At 46.9% G+C, this 16,556-nt stretch carries 18 protein-coding genes and 1 pseudogene; 10 read left to right on the top strand and 9 right to left on the bottom strand.

Translation table 11 applies throughout. The features are described 5' to 3' along the window. Positions 1 to 56 precede the first annotated feature (56 nt). Complete coding sequence (locus BST99_RS12170) at positions 57 to 440, top strand: hypothetical protein (RefSeq protein ID WP_105002040.1); 384 nt, start codon at positions 57 to 59, stop codon at positions 438 to 440. Between the two features lie 49 nt (positions 441 to 489). On the opposite strand, the gene BST99_RS12165 is transcribed toward BST99_RS12170, so the two are convergent. From BST99_RS12165 to BST99_RS14710, 4 genes and pseudogenes are all read right to left on the bottom strand, one after another. Further along, positions 490 to 2,898 carry a TonB-dependent receptor plug domain-containing protein gene (locus tag BST99_RS12165; protein WP_105002039.1) on the bottom strand — a complete coding sequence of 803 codons (2,409 nt, stop codon included), beginning with the start codon at positions 2,896 to 2,898 and terminating at the stop codon, positions 490 to 492. A 23-nt stretch (positions 2,899 to 2,921) separates the two neighbouring features. Beyond that, positions 2,922 to 3,641: a DNA repair protein RecO gene (gene recO, locus BST99_RS12160; RefSeq protein ID WP_105002038.1), complete on the bottom strand. Its 720-nt coding sequence runs from the start codon at positions 3,639 to 3,641 to the stop codon at positions 2,922 to 2,924. A 71-nt stretch (positions 3,642 to 3,712) separates the two neighbouring features. After that, positions 3,713 to 5,056: an NADP-specific glutamate dehydrogenase gene (gdhA, locus tag BST99_RS12155; RefSeq protein ID WP_105002037.1), complete on the bottom strand. Its 1,344-nt coding sequence runs from the start codon at positions 5,054 to 5,056 to the stop codon at positions 3,713 to 3,715. Positions 5,057 to 5,171: 115 nt separating this feature from the next. Beyond that, positions 5,172 to 6,324 (bottom strand): annotated as a pseudogene (locus BST99_RS14710) (cystathionine gamma-synthase). A 108-nt stretch (positions 6,325 to 6,432) separates the two neighbouring features. Between BST99_RS14710 and BST99_RS12145 the strand changes: the two are divergent. Both BST99_RS12145 and BST99_RS12140 read left to right on the top strand, forming a co-directional pair. After that, entirely contained in the window at positions 6,433 to 7,185 is a 753-nt protein-coding gene (locus BST99_RS12145) for a DUF3298 and DUF4163 domain-containing protein (protein WP_105002036.1), read from the top strand. Positions 7,186 to 7,201: 16 nt separating this feature from the next. Further along, the gene (locus BST99_RS12140; protein WP_105002035.1) at positions 7,202 to 7,711 is read left to right on the top strand and encodes a DUF4920 domain-containing protein; all 510 of its coding nucleotides are present in this window, start codon (positions 7,202 to 7,204) and stop codon (positions 7,709 to 7,711) included. Here BST99_RS12140 and BST99_RS12135 read toward each other — a convergent pair. Further along, positions 7,701 to 8,165 carry a DinB family protein gene (locus BST99_RS12135; protein ID WP_394335618.1) on the bottom strand — a complete coding sequence of 155 codons (465 nt, stop codon included), beginning with the start codon at positions 8,163 to 8,165 and terminating at the stop codon, positions 7,701 to 7,703. The genes BST99_RS12140 and BST99_RS12135 overlap by 11 nt on opposite strands. A gap of 42 nt (positions 8,166 to 8,207) precedes the next feature. On the opposite strand from BST99_RS12135, the gene BST99_RS12130 reads away from it, so the two are divergent. Together BST99_RS12130 and BST99_RS12125 are read left to right on the top strand one after the other, a co-directional pair. Then, positions 8,208 to 8,558 (top strand): arsenate reductase family protein, encoded by a 351-nt coding sequence (locus BST99_RS12130; protein ID WP_105002034.1) that lies wholly within the window; start codon positions 8,208 to 8,210, stop codon positions 8,556 to 8,558. Next, positions 8,558 to 9,463 (top strand): DMT family transporter, encoded by a 906-nt coding sequence (locus tag BST99_RS12125; RefSeq protein ID WP_105002033.1) that lies wholly within the window; start codon positions 8,558 to 8,560, stop codon positions 9,461 to 9,463. The genes BST99_RS12130 and BST99_RS12125 overlap by 1 nt, the downstream gene beginning before the upstream one ends. Here the strand turns inward: BST99_RS12125 and BST99_RS12120 are convergent. Beyond that, positions 9,460 to 9,933 (bottom strand): acyl-CoA thioesterase, encoded by a 474-nt coding sequence (locus tag BST99_RS12120; RefSeq protein ID WP_105002032.1) that lies wholly within the window; start codon positions 9,931 to 9,933, stop codon positions 9,460 to 9,462. The genes BST99_RS12125 and BST99_RS12120 overlap by 4 nt on opposite strands. Positions 9,934 to 10,002: 69 nt before the next feature. Here BST99_RS12120 and BST99_RS12115 point away from each other — a divergent pair, with 69 nt between their 5' ends. From BST99_RS12115 to BST99_RS12105, 3 genes are all read left to right on the top strand, one after another. Continuing rightward, positions 10,003 to 10,980, top strand: coding sequence for an NAD(P)H-dependent flavin oxidoreductase (locus BST99_RS12115; protein WP_105002031.1), 978 nt, complete (start codon positions 10,003 to 10,005; stop codon positions 10,978 to 10,980). Positions 10,981 to 11,185: 205 nt separating this feature from the next. After that, positions 11,186 to 11,536 (top strand): c-type cytochrome, encoded by a 351-nt coding sequence (locus tag BST99_RS12110; protein WP_105002030.1) that lies wholly within the window; start codon positions 11,186 to 11,188, stop codon positions 11,534 to 11,536. Between the two features lie 180 nt (positions 11,537 to 11,716). Then, the gene (locus BST99_RS12105) at positions 11,717 to 12,736 is read left to right on the top strand and encodes an NAD(P)H-dependent glycerol-3-phosphate dehydrogenase (protein ID WP_105002029.1); all 1,020 of its coding nucleotides are present in this window, start codon (positions 11,717 to 11,719) and stop codon (positions 12,734 to 12,736) included. On the opposite strand, the gene BST99_RS12100 is transcribed toward BST99_RS12105, so the two are convergent. Genes BST99_RS12100 through BST99_RS12090 form a run of 3 tightly spaced genes read right to left on the bottom strand, consistent with a single transcriptional unit; the run spans position 12,717 to position 15,082 of the window. Beyond that, a complete protein-coding gene (locus BST99_RS12100) occupies positions 12,717 to 14,384 on the bottom strand; it encodes a glycerol-3-phosphate dehydrogenase/oxidase (RefSeq protein ID WP_105002028.1) in 1,668 nt (555 codons plus the stop codon). The two genes, BST99_RS12105 and BST99_RS12100, sit on opposite strands and share 20 nt — an antisense overlap. Beyond that, positions 14,377 to 14,733: an antibiotic biosynthesis monooxygenase family protein gene (locus tag BST99_RS12095; RefSeq protein WP_317046170.1), complete on the bottom strand. Its 357-nt coding sequence runs from the start codon at positions 14,731 to 14,733 to the stop codon at positions 14,377 to 14,379. Before BST99_RS12095 ends, BST99_RS12100 begins: the two co-directional genes overlap by 8 nt. Further along, complete coding sequence (locus tag BST99_RS12090) at positions 14,726 to 15,082, bottom strand: hypothetical protein (protein ID WP_105002026.1); 357 nt, start codon at positions 15,080 to 15,082, stop codon at positions 14,726 to 14,728. The genes BST99_RS12095 and BST99_RS12090 overlap by 8 nt, the downstream gene beginning before the upstream one ends. A 93-nt stretch (positions 15,083 to 15,175) precedes the next feature. On the opposite strand from BST99_RS12090, the gene BST99_RS12085 reads away from it, so the two are divergent. After that, the gene (locus BST99_RS12085; RefSeq protein ID WP_105002025.1) at positions 15,176 to 15,712 is read left to right on the top strand and encodes a CvpA family protein; all 537 of its coding nucleotides are present in this window, start codon (positions 15,176 to 15,178) and stop codon (positions 15,710 to 15,712) included. A 225-nt stretch (positions 15,713 to 15,937) separates the two neighbouring features. After that, positions 15,938 to 16,483, top strand: a complete 546-nt coding sequence (locus BST99_RS12080; protein ID WP_146106296.1) for a CAP domain-containing protein — start codon at positions 15,938 to 15,940, stop codon at positions 16,481 to 16,483. Positions 16,484 to 16,556 lie beyond the last annotated feature (73 nt).

Raw genomic sequence — 16,556 nt, 5'->3', positions numbered from 1 at the left:
AATTTTGACTCGAATGACTAACTTGTATCGAAACACAGTTTCATATTCCATCAATTATGAAAACAAAAATGATTTTAGCGGCCTTGGTACTGGCCTTGTGTGTGCCCTTGACCTCCTGTGATGAAGTCAAAGAAAAGTCCAAAGAAGCGGGTGAATCCGTGAAGGAAGCAGGCGAAAACCTGAAAGAGGCCGGAGAGAGCCTTAAAGAGGCTGGCGAACTCGCGGTTGATCAGGCCAAAGAGAATGGGGAAGCAGCCATTGACAGCCTAAAAGCCAAAGGAGATGAAGCCCTGGACAGTCTTAATGCGGCCAAAGAACGCAGCTTGAAAAAGGCCGAAACCCTGAAAAAGGATGTCAAAAATGCCGCTGATAAAACAGCGAAAAACGCGAAGAAAACAGTAGAGGAAGTGAAAGAAGAGTTCACAGACGACAACCGTTAAAGAGTATAAACGCTTGGAAGAACCGGTCCCTTGAGGCCGGTTTTTTTATTTAGAAGCGATAGGAAGCACCCACAACCAGGTTAAATCCTGGGCCGGCAATCCCGGAAGAATAAGGACGGTAACGCTGGTTGGTGATATTCTCAGCAGCGACACTCAGAGTCAATCCTGAACGGAACTGGTATTGGTTTCGCCAATTCAAGGTGTACCAGGAAGGGGAGTAAGGATTTCCTTGAGCGTCCAAGGCATAGAGAAAGGATTTGCTGCGTTCCGAAAGTGCCAAGTTCTCATTCGTGATTGCTCCATTGTACACCGCGAAAAAATCACTTTTGAATCGCTCGTTGTTCCAGATCAAATGGACATCTCCAAAAAGAGGAGCAGCGTGGCGGGAAGCAGACTCCATGCCGTCATCGTCCTCTTCGGTCCCCCGGGTATAGGTCAGGTTGGAACGCCACTGCCAGTGTTTGCCCCAATTGCCTTCTAAACCAAATTCAAAACCATAGACAAAGGCCTTAGCCGCATTTTGTATGGCTTGTACCCGACTGAGCTCTCCTTGAAAAAGAATTTCGGACTGTCCGTTGAAGGTGAAATCTCGACGAACAAGGGCATCCACCAAATAGGTATAAAACCCAGAAGCACTCAGGACCCAGCGGTCTTTAATATTCTTTCGGACACCAAAATCAAGGTTATAGGCGTATTCCGATTCCAAATCGGGATTGGGTACCACCACCGCGCCGGGCTCGGAGTCAAAAATCTTCCCGATATCATCCACATTGGGAGCGCGAAAACCCGTTGAGCCATTCAAAGTCAATTGCCAATCGGCTCGGGGCAACCAACTCAGGCCTAAACTGGCCGTAAAGGCCCCGCTATTGACATGAGCTTCCTCAAATGGGAAGTCAAAAAACCGGTCGTCAAAAGGAGCTTTGAGCAATACATGGCTGTAGCGCATTCCTCCAAGAACAGTCACATTGGGCTTCCATTTGAATTCCGCATTCATATAACCCGCCAAAGACTGCCACTGTGATCCATCCGGATATCGAGAAGGAGAAGCGCTAAGTTCGCCGGTGTCTATATTGCGCTGATTCCCTTCAGAGGCCACGCCATTCCACACATAGCTTAAGCCGTAATACAGTCTTAATCTTTCCCAGCGCTTGTGCTCTAAATCCAAGTTCAAGGAGAGGGCGTCGACTTTTTCGCGGGTTTCAAAAAGTTGGGTCTCCCCAAAATCTCGGTTGTTGCGACTCTCCACAAATTGCTGGTAAGCTGCCGTAAATTTTAATCCCCGGTAAAAGGCGTTCTTGGCCTTGTGGGTTAAGGTGGTGTGGGTCATCAACCACTGTTGGGGTCCGTAAAACCACTCTGCCGATCGCAGGCCTTCCCCCTGAGGACGGATCAAGCGGTCGTAACGAGGAAAGTCCGTGGTGGTAGAATAGCGGATTCCCCATTCGTAATTCCACGAAGCGTTGGGTTTGTAAAATACTTTTTGAAGCAGGTTGTACTGGGTGTAAGCCGTTGGAGACTGCAAGCGATTGTCCTGGTTAGGAACAAGGACATCTTCCCCGCCTATACGCTCCACCCGAAAAGGGCGAAGGTATTCCTGAGGCCCGTGTTTCCCCATCCGAAGATCTCCGAAAGAATTGAGACTAAAGCTCGTCAAGCTCGCCCAGTGCTGGTGCCCCAAATTCAATTCAACATGGGCGGTTTGCTCCTCACTTGCCGACGAAAACCGGTAGTCCACCTGACCAGAAACCGTAAGGCTATCGGTATAGGAAAACCTTGGGTTTTTGGTGAAAAAGTTCATCACCCCTCCAATAGCATCACTCCCGTATATCACCGATCCGGGACCAAAGACCACCTCGGTGTTGCGGAGGGTAAAAGGATCGATAGAAATCACGTTTTGTAGATTGCCTCCCCTGAAGATGGCATTGTTCATACGCACCCCGTCTACGGTAATGAGCAAGCGGTTGGTGGCAAAACCACGAATCATCGGACTTCCCCCTCCCAGTTGGCTTTTTTGAACAAATACTTTTCCGCTTTGTGCGAGTGCATCGGCAGCCGTCTGGGGTTGGTTAAAAGCAATTCCCTGGGCTGTTATAGTGGCTAGTTTTTGAGGCACGTCTTTGCGCTGTTGTTCCCAGCGAGAAACTGACATCACCACCTCCTCCAGCTCTTCGGGTTTTCGCTCCATATAGACGCGCCTCCCTCTTTTAACCACTCGGACTACGGTCGTAATCACTTGTTGGTAGCGCGGGTGATCGAAGGTGATTTTTTCGCGTCGTTCAAAAATATCGAGATAAGCAACTCCTGATTCGTTCGTTAAGGTCGAACGGCTCCTATCGCTGTTGTACACAGCGACATTGGCAAGGGGGCTACCGGTGTCCTGGTCCTTCACAATGACCTGCTGCGCATTCAATGAGAGCGCGAGCAGTAAAAAGAGGATAATATGGTAAGGTCTGGACATTCTATTACAAGCTTCCCCTGGCATTAATCAAAAACGGCCTGCAAAACCTCTAAAGACCGGGGTTTTTGAAAGCCGTGCAAATGTAATTCAAAATAGAGTAGTAGGCATTTCAGTAATTCCGTACGCTCCACCTTGTTAATATTCCACCTAGAAAGTGCATCAAAATGTATGCCTAAAAGCAGGGCAAACTGAGAAGAAATAGGAGGTTCCGCAATTGGGTTAAGACCCGGTCGGTCTAGGAATCGCCCTTCCAACAAATCGAAATAGGGCAATACTTCTTCCCCCACTTCAGGCATAATACCCAGATAACGACCCAGTTCCTTGATAAAGTAGAGATGAAAAACCCGCAGTTCTCGGGTGTTTTCCAGTTGGTTTATCGCTTCCTCCAAAAAGGCAAATAGCTCTTGATCTTCTTGATCTTCGACAACACTTTGCCCCACCACTTCAGCTAAAAACAGAACCAAACTGCTTCGAACAATATCCTGGTGCAAGGCTGGTTTTTGTTGGCTTAGTCGAACCTCTCTCAAGTGTTCCAGGGTGCCTTTATTCTTGTGAGTTGCCTCGATTTCCAGCAAGTTAAAGGGCAAGAAATGCGCCGGCTTGATGCGCCCCCGTTTGGAAGCTCTAACTCCCTTGAGCATATAACTCTTTAGACCATCTGATTCGGTGAACAAACGAACGATTAAGCTCGATTCTCCGTACTTGACCTGAGAGAGAACTATTGCCTTAGTCTTGACCTGCACAATTCAAATGTAAAAGGACTAAACGAAAAGAGCGGCCCAAGGACCGCTCTTCTTTCTTTATTAAAAGGGAATTAAATCACCCCTTGTGCCAACATGGCGTCGGCCACCTTGACAAATCCGGCAATATTCGCTCCTTTAACGTAGTTACAGAAACCACCTTCTTCCATCCCGTACTTAATACAAGAATCGTGGATATCAGACATGATGGTCTTTAAACGCTCATCTACTTCTTCTCTGGTCCAGCTAATGCGCAAAGAGTTTTGCGACATTTCGAGACCTGAAGTCGCTACCCCACCTGCATTGGAGGCTTTTCCGGGAGCAAAAAGAATTTTGGACTCGTGGAAAATGTGAATAGCTTCTGGAGTAGAAGGCATATTCGCTCCCTCTGCAACGGCCATACAGCCATTTTGAACGAGGGCTTGAGCGTGCTCTCCATCCAATTCGTTTTGGGTTGCACATGGTAAGGCCACATCACAAGCAACACCCCAGGGCTTCTGACCTGCGTTGTAAGAAGCTGAAGGATACTTTTCAGCATATTCAGAAATACGACCTCTTCGGTTGTTCTTGAGGTCCATAACAAAGGCGAGCTTTTCGTTGTCGATTCCGTCTGGGTCGTAGATGTACCCTCCTGAATCGGACAAGGTCAAGACCATACCGCCAAGCTGCAATACTTTTTCAGCAGCAAATTGTGCTACGTTCCCTGAACCTGAAATCACAACATTCTTGCCCGAGAAATCGCTTCCGCTTCGGTTGAGCATGCTCTGAGCAAAATAAACGGTCCCGTAACCGGTGGCTTCCGGACGAATCTCTGATCCACCCCAAGACAAGCCTTTTCCGGTTAAAACACCGGTAAACTCATTACGCATCTTTCGGTACATTCCAAAAAGGAACCCAATTTCACGTGCTCCAACACCGATATCACCAGCAGGCACATCCGTATTGGGACCAATGTGACGACACAGCTCACTCATAAAGGCATGGCAAAAACGCATCACCTCATCGTCTGATTTTCCTTTGGGGTCGAAGTCTGAACCTCCTTTACCTCCCCCCATAGGCAGGGTAGTCAAGCTGTTCTTAAAGACTTGTTCAAAGGCTAAAAACTTCAAGACACTTGCGTTTACGGTCGGGTGAAAACGCAACCCTCCTTTATAAGGACCGATTGCTGAATTCATCTGAATTCGGTAACCACGATTCACGTGGATCTCTCCTTGGTCATCTACCCACGGCACCCGGAAAGAAATCAATCGCTCGGGCTCCACCATACGCAGGAGGATGTTTTTACCGTTGTAAATTTCGTTCTGAGCGATGTACGGGATTACCGTCTCAGCTACCTCTTGAACGGCTTGAATGAATTCGGGCTCATGACCGTTACGGGTCTTCACTTCCTCCATAAAAGCATTTATCTTATTCTCCATAAATGGGTCCATATAAGGCTTGATTTTGTAGAATTAGTAATTCAGGGGCAAAAATATGCTATTTGCATATTTGAAACGCGAAAAAAATTGAAATTCCAAAAAATTAAACAAATGCTCAGGAAAGGGCCTGCTTCAGGTCCTCGATCAGGTCCTCTGCATCTTCAATTCCGACACTCAATCGGATAAGAGAATCCAGCAAGCCGGATTTCTCTCTTTCTTCTTTCGGAATACTGGCGTGGGTCATGCTGGCAGGGTGTCCGGCAAGGCTTTCTACCCCTCCTAAAGACTCCGCAAGAGTAAAGACCTGAAGTTTCTCCACTATTTGAATGGCTTTGTCATAATCACTCCCTTTGGGAATAAAAGAAATCATCCTCCGTAAGCATCCATCTGCTCAGTGGCCACCGCGTGGCTGGGGTGATCTTCAAAACCAGGCCAGTATACCTTTTCAATGGCAGGATGATCGGCGAGAAAACGGGCAACCTTTTCACCGTTCTCACAGTGGCGCTGCATTCGCACGTGAAGGGTTTTGATCCCTCTTAAAGTCAAGAAACTGTCCATAGGGCCACATACGGCTCCACTTGCATTCTGAATAAAATACAAGCGATCCGCGAGTTCCTTCTCCTTGACAACCAAGGCCCCGACTACAACATCACTGTGTCCTCCGAGGTATTTAGTGGCAGAGTGCATGACGATATCAGCCCCTAACTCCAAGGGACGCTGTAAATAAGGCGTAGCAAAAGTGTTATCTACCGCTAAAAGAATGTCCTTACCTGTAGTAAGCTCGGCCATTTTTTTGATGTCAATGACTTGCATCATGGGGTTGGTAGGCGTTTCTACCCAAAGCAAACGGGTCTTATCATTGAGTTTTTCTTTAACGACATCGAGTTGACGCATATCGACAAAATGAAAGACAATTCCCATCTTCTCAAAGACCTGACGAAAAAGTCGGTAACTGCCTCCATAAAGATCGTTTGTAGAGATGACCTCGTCTCCTGGCTGAAGTAGCTTGACGACCGCATCAATGGCTCCGAGTCCACTACTAAAGGCCATTCCATACTCCCCGGATTCAATACTCGCCAGGGATTTCTCCAGCGCTGCTCGGGTAGGATTCCTGAACGGGAATATTCATAGCCTTGGTGGCCACCTGGGGTGGTCTGGGCGTAGGTCGAGGTTTGGTATATCGGTGGCATAACGGCCCCGTAGGCTTTGTCGGGTTCCTGTCCTCCGTGTATGGTTCGGCTTCCAAAGCGCAGTTTCTTACTGTCCATGGGTATGAGTTGTTGTGATTTGCTCGGGCAAAGTTACGGCTTTCCTCTACGTAGAGGATCGCTTTAAGATGCCACTTAAAAAGCTATTTTTGGGTTAAAATCAATTTTATGCGTTACCCACTTGGTCTCTTGCTCTTGGTATTCCTAACGATGATCTCGTGTGCAGAGGAAACGGAACTACAATTCGAAAGTCAGAGTCTGAACGGCGAAATTTGTCCGGACTGCCCAAAAGTTGTAGTCAAAATACCCCAGGTGGTCGGTCAGAGCAAAAGGGCCGTGAACATCAACAATGTGCTCAAAGAAGAAGTCATCGCTGTACTGAACTTTGACAGCGACAAGGAGGTAGCCACCTTAGAAGAGGCCATGACTTCCTTTAAAGAGCAGAACCAAAGCCTCAACCGGCAGTTCAAAGACGAAAAAGGAAAGTGGGAAGCCGATATCAAAGGAGAAGTCCGCTACCAGAACGAAGAACTTCTCTGTGTTCGGATGAACTGCTACACCGATACAGGGGGTGCCCACGGTTTTGCCTACTCCAGCTGGTTTGTCTTTGAATTGGGACGCGGTAATCTGTTGATGAAAGAAGAATTGTTCTCGGATTTGACAGGCTTTATGGAAATCGCAGAAGCGGCTTTTCGAGAAAAGGAAGGGTTGAAAAAGAATGAATCCCTGGCCAAAGCAGGGCTGTTCTTTGACGGTGACACCTTTCGATTACCCGAGAATATAGGGGTGATGGAAGACGGACTCTTACTGTACTACAATCAAGGAGAAGTTTCGTCTTATATCGATGGTCCTATCGAGATCAAACTTCCTTACAAAGAGTTAAAAAGCGTACTCAACCCGGAGTATTTTCTACTTTTGTAGTCCAAACGCTATCCGTATGAAATTCGCAGTTCTATTTGCTGCTGTTCTCTTCTTTTCCTGCCAGGGAAAAACAGAACAAAAACAAGAGATCCTTTCTGAAGAAAGCACCTCCGAAATAGTCCAGAACGACTCTCTAATCGGGATTCAACCTGCCTTGGAGAAAGTCTATGCTGCTCCTCAACTCAGCCAAATGAATCTAAGCGATTCCATCATCGCGGTTCGGGGAACGGTGACGGAGGTTTGCAAGATGAAAGGCTGTTGGATGAATCTCGATCAGGGAAACGGAAATACCATGCGCGTAACCTTTAAAGACTACGCCCTGTTTATGCCTAAGGATTTGTCCGGCCAAGAAGTGATCATTCGAGGGGTCGCTTCACAACAAACCCTTTCTGTGGAGACTTTAAGGCATTACGCTGAGGATGCAGGGGAATCTGCAGAAGAGGTGGCGAAGATCACAGAGCCCGAAACCGTGCTTTCCTTTGAAGCCGATGGCGTGCTTATTCTTTCTCCTTCCTCTATTCAGTAGGAACTAGTTTTTGCAGGGCCAGCAAAGAGCCCAAGTGCAATCCTTCATGAAACAGATTAAACTGAATGGCGTCTTCTACACTGTTCAATTCAACCTTGGCTGAGGTCATGTAGGTCTTGAAAGAAGTGAATAATCCTGTTTTGTAATCGGCCTCTGTTTGGTCCAAGGTGCTAAAAAGCAATTCCTTTAGCTCCTCTATTTCGTCTGGCGTAGGGGCCTGTTGCGGCACTGTCCCTTTTTGGTATTTCTCTACCCAATGATCGGCAATTTGGAGCGGCTGACCACTGAGACCGTACACCAGCTTTTGCTGAGTAACGACCACGTGAGCGATATTCCAGAAAAGTGAGTTGTTAAATCCTGCTGGGATATGGGCGAGTTGCTCCAGACTGAACATTTTCAAAAAGGAGTAAAAAATTTTGTGGTTCTGACGGGTTGTGTAAAAAGGAAAATCCACGGATGAGGGCTAAAGCGGTTATCTTTGTATCAAAGTTCGAATGTGAAGAAACTATATTATCTGGAGACCTGCAAAACCTGTCAAAAAATAATTGCGGTCCTACAGCCGCTAGACGGTGTGGAAATGCGAGAAATCAAATCTCAGGGCCTAAGTGAAGAGGAACTCGAGAAACTCTATCAACGCGCGGGAAGCTACGAAGCCCTGTTCAGCCGTCGTGCGATGTTGTTTCGTCAAAGAGGGTTGAATAACCAAGAGTTAGGCGAGCAAGACTACAAGAATCTGATCCTGGAGCACTACACTTTTTTAAAGCGTCCTGTACTACTGGCAAACGACCAAGTATTCATTGGTAACGCTAAGAAAACAGTAGAAGCTGCTCAGCAGGCCCTTCAGTAATGAGCAAGCGGAACCTAGCGCTATTGGCAGCCCTGGCTGCAACCACTATCTACGGGATCAATCACACCTTAGCGAAGGGGGTCATGCCCACCTATGTGCAGCCTTTCGGATTTATCTTGGTTCGAGTGCTCGGTGCTAGTCTGCTTTTTTGGTTGATTTCCTTTCGAGGACCCAAAGAGCGTATCGAAAAAAAGGATTGGCCTCGTTTGGTGCTTTGTTCTTTGTTGGGCATGGTGATCAATATGCTCGCCTTTTTTAAAGGCCTGCAACTTTCGACGCCCATCAACAGCGCTGTTCTGGTAACGATCAGTCCCATCATTGTAGTGGTCCTCTCTGCCTTTCTTCTCAGAGAACGCATCACCCTCTCCAAGAGTGGCGGAGTAGCACTCGGCTTTATAGGAGCGCTTATTTTGGTGCTTTTTGGGGCAGAAACCCGAGGAGATGCGCCCAATATACCCTTAGGAAATACCCTGTTTATTCTGAATGCCACCACCTACGGCGCCTATTTGGTAGTCGCCAAAAAACTGGTCGAAAAATACCACCCCTTCACCATGATGAAATGGCTCTTCACCATAGCCATATTCATCAACCTGCCCATTACCTACGGAGAATTCAGCCAAATCGAGTGGTCTACCATGCCTCTATGGGCTTATGGCGTCATCGCTTTCGTCGTGATTTGCACCACCTTTATGACCTACCTCTTCAATGTTTTTGCCATGACCCAATTAAAGGCTTCGACGGTGGGTGCCTTTATTTACTTGCAGCCGGTCATTGGGATCATCTTCGCCCTCTTCACCGGAAAAGATGCCCTAAACGCTGTAAAACTCGGGGCAGCGGTCCTCGTTTTGTTGGGGGTTTATTTGGCCAGCCGAACCACGCCCTCGCGCTGGAAAAAAGCGGGTTAGAGATGTTCTGGACGTCGACCGTGGGCTCTGGTGTCTTCGGGTTTTAACCATCGGAAGTTCTCCGCCCTTTCCATGCCCTTGAACTGCGCGAGAAACTCTTCTGGAAGCGGACTCAGTTTTCGACTTTTCAAGTCAATCCAGGCGCCCATCATTTCGCATCGGGCAATGTTCTTGCCTTCAGGATCAAAAAATTTGTGCAGAAACTCGAAGAAGGTACCGTCTTCACTCATTCCAGCCAATTCTAAAGAAACTCGAACCGGCACACCGGGCAACACCTCTTTGAAGTAATATAAATGTTCGTAAAAGACCACCGGCCCCAAGGTATTCTTTCCTAAGGTTTCATACGAAAATCCCGCCTGGGTTAAGAAGGCCATTCGGGTGTGGCTCATAAAGTTTACATAGGCCGAATTGGCTAAATGTCCGTTGGCGTCTAGATCGCTCCAACGCACTTCAAAATCTTTTATAAACATGGGATCTTTTGTTATGCATGCATAATAATTCGGCAAAAATAAGCTAGATTTGGAGTAAACCCGAAAGACATGAGCCAAAAAGCTGCTTTTATCGATTCCCTTTCTATGCCGGTTGTTGCCGCGCCAATGTTTTTAATCTCTGGACCGCAACTGGTTATCGAGTGCTGCAAAAATGGTATTGTCGGTACTTTTCCAGCGCTGAACCAGCGCAGCAGCGAAGGATTTGAAGAGTGGCTTATCGAAATCAAAACGGCTTTAAAAGCTTTTGAAGAGGAAACAGGTAAAAAAGCGGCACCTTTCGGAGTGAACCTGATCGTTCACCCAACCAATCCTCGTTTGGAAGCTGATCTTATGCTTTGTGTAAAGCACCAGGTTCCTTTGATTATCACCTCTCTGGGTGCTGTGCGCCAGGTGGTGGATGCTGTTCACAGCTACGGGGGACTGGTCTTCCACGATGTGGTTAAAAAGAGGCATGCCCAAAAAGCAGCCGAAGCCGGAGTTGATGGCTTGATCCTTGTGGCGGCAGGAGCAGGAGGACATGCCGGAACCATCAATCCCATGACACTGGTGGCCGAAATCAGGTCTTTCTTTGACAAAACCATTTTACTTTCGGGCTGCATCAGTACAGGTCGAGACGTGGCCAGCGCTTTGCAAATGGGGGCTGATTTAGCCTATATGGGAACCCGTTTTATCAATACACCCGAAAGCAAGGCACCCGAAGCGTATCGCGAAATGATTATCGAGGCTGGAGCCAGTGATATTCGCTATACCGCTGCTATTTCGGGAGTCCATGCAAACTTCCTAGCGGCGAGCCTTCAGGCCGCGGGTATTTCTGAAGAAGATCTCGCCAAATCCCACAAAGTCGATTTTGGTAAGGAACTCGATACAGAAGCCAAGGCCTGGAAAACGATATGGTCTGCAGGACAAGGGGTCGCCTTAATCGATAATGTTTTATCTGTCGCCGATTTAACGGCTGAGTTGAAAGAAGAATTCAAAGAGGCCATTGAAGAGCAGTACGCTCGCCTTCAGATCTTTCCTAAGGACTGATCCTTTGTTTTGGGGTAAAAGCCCCTATTCTTTTGTGTGTTTTGCTATCTTAACCTTCTCATTTCAAAGCGCAATCCATGAAAAAATGTGGACTTCTATTGGTCTTGGCCGTACTCTTTGCGTCCTGTGATCAAAAAAAGAACAGAAAAAAGATTCTTTTGAACGCACACGGGTAGATCAGGAAACTCCAGCCGAAAAAGAGCCCGTGGTTGTTCCCGTTGACCTGGACAACAAGGGTATCGGGCCCATTCAATCCTATAAATTCACCGAAGAGATCAACTTTGAAATGGCCACTGCAGGCGAAGGTCTTTACAACGCCAAATGCGCCCAGTGCCACATGGCAGAGACCATCATGATTGGTCCTCCAATGGCCGGAATTTACGAAAGAAGAAGTCCGGAATGGGTGTTGAATATGATTTTGAATCCGATCGAAATGGTGAAAGAAGATCCCATAGCCATTGCCCTGTATGAACAGTACGAAAAAAGGCTGATGACCAATTCTGGTTTGTCTGAAGACGAGGCGAAAGAAGTGGCGGAATACCTGCGTACGCTTTAGGTCTTGTCCAAAAAAAGAACCGCCCTGCTCTTTAAAGAACAAGGCGATTCCTAACTAAATAACCAACCAAAATTTTAAGAGGCCATTTCCTGCCTTATATAGACCTCCTTATCTTGCGAGCCAGAGGTGTTTTTTCAATACTTCTAATTGTAAACGCAAAAGTTTGGTAATTCTTGTGTGATGTCAGAAAACCCGACAAATAATTTATCGATTGCCGTTCTGGGAGGAGGAAGCTGGGCGACGGCCTTGGTTAAAATGTTCCTCGAAAATACCGAAGATGTACACTGGTATATGCGAAGTCAGGAGTCCATAGACTACCTGCTTGAACACGGCCACAACCCAAAATACCTGAGCGGAGTTCAATTTGATGTCAATCGCCTGGATCTTACCGCAGACATCAACCGAGCGGTAGGGCAAGCCGACATCGTAGTTATGGCGATTCCTTCTGCTTTTTTACAAAAGGAACTGGATCAACTCACCTCCTCTATGGAAGACAAGTGGGTGTTCTCGGCCATTAAAGGAATTGTGCCCCAAAGCGGACTCATTGTCGGGGAGCACCTGCACAAAGAGTACGGTCTGCCTCTGGATCAAATCGGAGTGATCACAGGACCTTGCCATGCCGAAGAGGTCGCGCTTGAACGGCTTTCTTTTTTGACCATCGCTTGTACCGATCAAGAAAAGGCGGCCTACCTCGCGGATCAAATCAGCAGTCACTACCTCAAAACCAAGCTCAGTGATGATATAGTCGGCACCGAATACGCAGCGATGCTGAAGAACATTTACGCCATTGCCGCGGGTATGGGCCATGGTCTGGGGTATGGAGACAATTACCAAAGTGTGTTGATGAGTAACGCCATTCGAGAAATGAAGCGCTTTATCGCCTTGGTCCACAAAATGAAGAGAAACATCAATCACACGGCCTACCTCGGGGATTTATTGGTGACGGGTTATTCGGTGTTTAGCCGCAACCGCATGTTTGGGAATATGATCGGTAAAGGCTATACGGTCAAGAGTGCGATGATGGAAATGAACATGGTAGCCGAAGGATACTACGCCGTGGAAAGCGCCTTTCAACTCATAAAGAACAAAGGAAAAGAGCCCAAAAAGGCCTTCCCTATTATCTCGAGTGTCTACCAAGTGCTATACGATCACAAAAACCCGAAAAAGGTATTCAAAAAACTCAGTGACGTTCTGGACTAAAGGCAGAATGATCCTCGATTTCTTCAAGTAATTCTGAACGATAGGATTGGCTTTGCTCAGGTCTGTACCCTAAGGCTGTTTCTAAATACTTAATCGCAGCGTCCAAGTGCTTGCGCACCGAGTCAATGTCAAAATAAAGTCTCCCAGTTCGACGAATAAAGAAGTCCGCAGGGGTATGGACCATTTCATGATCCAAACAAAAACTGAGCTCTGCCAGCAATAGACGTTCTTCGGTATCCGGTTCTGTACGCCCCTCAAAGCGTTTCCAAATTTCTTCACTCTGAGTGCCATAAGTGGTCACCAAATACCAGGCCTGATAGGCTTCAAGACCCAATTCCGTTATCTTTTTCTCCCACTGATCAATGTACTTTTGAACCTTGGAGAAGTTTTTAAAATTGTTGCCACACAAAGGAATTTCGCCTGTTGTACAGGGCTTGGATATTTTGTTGTAATCCTCTTCCCTTGCCTTGACTACTCGGTTGACCACGCGTTCGGCCATTTTGCGGTAACCGGTGAGTTTTCCGCCTGCGATGCTGATCAGGCCTGAGCCCGATACAAAAATTTCGTCCTTCCTAGAGAGCTCACTGGCCGATTTACCTTCTTCGTGAATCAAGGGTCTTAACCCGGCCCAGGACGAAATCACATCTTCCATTTTAAGTTGAATGCTGGGGAACATATTATTCACCGCAGCGATCAAATAGACCGCATCAGTCAAGTCGGTACGGACCTTATCCTTGTTATCCGTATAGTGGGTGTCGGTTGTCCCGATATAGGTGACTTTTCCTCTCGGGATGGCAAACATCATTCGGCCATCCGGTATATCAAAGTAGACCGATTGTTTGACCGGGAGTTTTTCGAACGGAAACACCAAATGGACTCCCTTGGTCAAATGGAGACGCTTTCCTTTTTTGGAGTTATTGATCCCTCTTAATTCATCCACCCAAGGACCAGCCGCACTGATCACATACTTTGATTTGATGTTGAAGAGTTCTCCGTTTAGAACATCTTTCACAGTGACCCCCTTTACCTTCTCTTGCTCGTAAACAAAATCGATCACTTCCGTATAATTCAGTGGCAGGGCTCCGTAATTCAGGCTGGTTTTTATGTTTTCCAGTGTCAAGCGAGCATCGTCTGTACGGTACTCGGCATAATAACCCGCTCCTTTGAGAATTTTTTTGGGAAGAAGAGGTTCCAGGGCCTTGGCTTCCTTCTTCTCTACCATTTTGCGCTGATCATCCCCTTCTACCTGAGCCAATAAATCATAGACCTTTAAACCAATCGAGGTCAACCACTTGCCGTAGGATCCCCCTTCGATTAAAGGCAATAACATTTTTTCTGGCAAAACCAAATGCGGGGCCAAACGGTGAACAATAGCCCGTTCTGATCCCACTTCCTTGACCAGCCAAAAATCGAATTGCTTGAGGTAACGCAAGCCTCCGTGGATCAGTTTTGTAGATTTACTGCTGGTTCCCGAAGCAAAGTCGCCCTTCTCGAGTAAAACAACCTTGAGCCCTCGGGAGGCCGCATCCAAAGCGATTCCTGCTCCCGTGATCCCTCCGCCAATGACCACCAAGTCGAATTCTTCCTGCTGGGCCTGTTCAATCCAGTTCTTTCTTTCTTTAGACGAAAATTTTAGTGTTTTACTCATCAATCGCGTTATTTGATTCCCAGGAATACTCCCTTTCTACTCGGCATACCCGGACAGTGTATCGGGAGTACCATTTGTTTTTCCCGTTTTGCTGCGCCAAGCTGTGCTCTTGTACAGCCTTCCAGGCCAGAATATCTTCTTCATTCTTCCAATAGCTCACGGTGATCCCTTGTTCACTTCGGGCGTGATCCATCCCCAAGTAACCCTTTTGTTGGGCGGCTAATCTTTCCATCTCCTCGGCCATTTTGGAATACCCCTCCAACTCTTCGACTTGTTCATTCGTAAAGATAACGGCGTAATACGGGGGAGGAAAGAGCGGGCTGACGTAAGGCATAACAGGATTATTCAATGTATTCTTTTTCTAAAAAGTAGAGCACCAGAGCTTCTTTCATCAAGAGGGTCTGTTCTCCTGCCTTCAGGGAAGGCAATTCTTCTTTTACTTTAAAATGTGGCCAACCGTCTGCGTCAAAAAAATCAAACTCATAAAAACCAAAAGGCTCCAACAAACGGCATATACCAATGTGCATGAGCTGAACCTTTTCGTCTTTCTTAAAGGAACGATGCAATTGTCCGAGCTCCTGGAAGCCGACCAGGTAGATCATTCCATCCAGGTCCAGCGGATCCCCGTCGGCAAATTGGGCCGAGAGTTTTTCGACTAGTTTTTCCCAGCGGGCTTTTAAAATAATATCTCGGGACATGGGCTCCTGCTAAAGTAAAGTGCAAAGTTCTATATTTGTTGGAAACAACACTAACTCAATGAGCCTTTTAGGCCAACAAAAAGAACACCCACTATGAGCTTTTTGGACATCATTCTCGGATTATTAATAGTTTGGGGCCTTTACAAGGGCGCCAGCAATGGACTCTTCGTCGAAGTAGCAGAACTGATCGCACTCATCGCCGGTATATACGGTGCCATCCATTTTTCACTAACGGTTTCAGAATTCATGGAAAAATCCCTGGATTGGAACGAAGGCTATGTGCGAATTGTCGCTTTCTTGGCGGTCTTCCTGATCATTGTCATCATCGTCCACATGGCGGGTAAGTTTTTGACCAACGTTGTCGATGGAGCTGCCATCCTGGGTTTGATGAACAAAGTGGCGGGTGGATTATTCGGAGCCTTAAAGATTGCCGTAATCCTCGGAGCTATACTTTTATTCTTCGAAAGAGCCACGGCCTCCTTCAATATTGTAACCAAAAGCACCAAGAAATCTTCCTTGCTCTATGAGCCTGTGAAGGAAGTTGGGGCTTTTGTTTTCAGCAAAGTTCTCAAGGAGAATCCTTCAAAGATTGAACGACAAGCATCCAAGGAGATCAAAAAAGCCCTTTAGCCCCCTTTTTAGGATCTGTTTTTCGGATGATCGGTAAGCCTTTATCGATCAGAGGCACTTTTGACCATCAACGACCATTTTTGACGGCCAAATGCAAGAGCTAACCACCTCATAACCTGCTTATTCTTAAGAATTTACCACTTATCGAAAAAATTGAACGCTGAAAGACGATTCTGGGCTTCTGGAAACTCAGGGGGTAGTTTAGCAGAGCAAATAAGCAGAACCATGAAAACCCAAATCAGTACTTCCCACACTTCACTACGTCTTATTTATACACTAGTTATTGTCATTACATTTGGTTTTACCTCATGCAGCACTGAGCCTATTGCGGCTTCAGACGATCTTTACGAGAACAATGAGATTTCTGAGGAAGAAGCTGTTGAGCCGACAGTAGATGTGACTGCTTTTGAGCAGGACGTTTTTGACGCCATCAATAAGCACCGAGGGTCATTGGGTATGTCCAGCCTTGAGTTTAGCACTCATGCCTTCGTTCAGGCCAAAGAACACAGCCAGTACATGGTAGAGCAAGGAAGCTTGAGCCACAACAATTTCGGGAACCGCGCCAGGGCTATTTCTGAATCTACGGGAGCAAAAACAGTGGCTGAAAATGTTGCGCGAAACTATGATTCTGCCAGTGCAGTACTGGAAGCGTGGTTGTCAAGCCCTTCTCACCGCTCTACTTTGGAAGGTGATTACTCTCACAGTGCCTTGAGTGTAGCTTATGACAAAGATGGAAACGCCTACTACACACACATTTTCTTTAAAAAATAAGTTTAGATTCTCAGTTCAAAAATGAAGTACATGGGGGAAAGGCCTGGAAGAAATTCCAGGCTTTTTCTTTTTG

The sequence above is a fragment of the Aureicoccus marinus genome, assembly GCF_002954325.1.
GTDB lineage: Bacteria > Bacteroidota > Bacteroidia > Flavobacteriales > Flavobacteriaceae > Aureicoccus > Aureicoccus marinus.
This window is presented reverse-complemented; position numbering and strand designations above follow the sequence as displayed.

Excerpts from the sequence above, each read along its gene's own strand:
- BST99_RS12080 (WP_146106296.1), top strand. The coding sequence starts at position 15,938 with ATGAAAACCCAAATCAGTACTTCCCACACTTCACTACGTCTTATTTAT.
- BST99_RS12165 (WP_105002039.1), bottom strand. The coding sequence starts at position 2,898 with ATGTCCAGACCTTACCATATTATCCTCTTTTTACTGCTCGCGCTCTCA.
- BST99_RS12120 (WP_105002032.1), bottom strand. The coding sequence starts at position 9,933 with ATGTTTATAAAAGATTTTGAAGTGCGTTGGAGCGATCTAGACGCCAAC.
- BST99_RS12105 (WP_105002029.1), top strand. The coding sequence starts at position 11,717 with ATGTCAGAAAACCCGACAAATAATTTATCGATTGCCGTTCTGGGAGGA.
- BST99_RS12085 (WP_105002025.1), top strand. The coding sequence starts at position 15,176 with ATGAGCTTTTTGGACATCATTCTCGGATTATTAATAGTTTGGGGCCTT.
- BST99_RS12115 (WP_105002031.1), top strand. The coding sequence starts at position 10,003 with ATGAGCCAAAAAGCTGCTTTTATCGATTCCCTTTCTATGCCGGTTGTT.
- BST99_RS12125 (WP_105002033.1), top strand. The coding sequence starts at position 8,558 with ATGAGCAAGCGGAACCTAGCGCTATTGGCAGCCCTGGCTGCAACCACT.
- gdhA (WP_105002037.1), bottom strand. The coding sequence starts at position 5,056 with ATGGAGAATAAGATAAATGCTTTTATGGAGGAAGTGAAGACCCGTAAC.
- BST99_RS12145 (WP_105002036.1), top strand. The coding sequence starts at position 6,433 with ATGCGTTACCCACTTGGTCTCTTGCTCTTGGTATTCCTAACGATGATC.
- BST99_RS12140 (WP_105002035.1), top strand. The coding sequence starts at position 7,202 with ATGAAATTCGCAGTTCTATTTGCTGCTGTTCTCTTCTTTTCCTGCCAG.
- BST99_RS12090 (WP_105002026.1), bottom strand. The coding sequence starts at position 15,082 with ATGTCCCGAGATATTATTTTAAAAGCCCGCTGGGAAAAACTAGTCGAA.
- BST99_RS12100 (WP_105002028.1), bottom strand. The coding sequence starts at position 14,384 with ATGAGTAAAACACTAAAATTTTCGTCTAAAGAAAGAAAGAACTGGATT.
- BST99_RS12170 (WP_105002040.1), top strand. The coding sequence starts at position 57 with ATGAAAACAAAAATGATTTTAGCGGCCTTGGTACTGGCCTTGTGTGTG.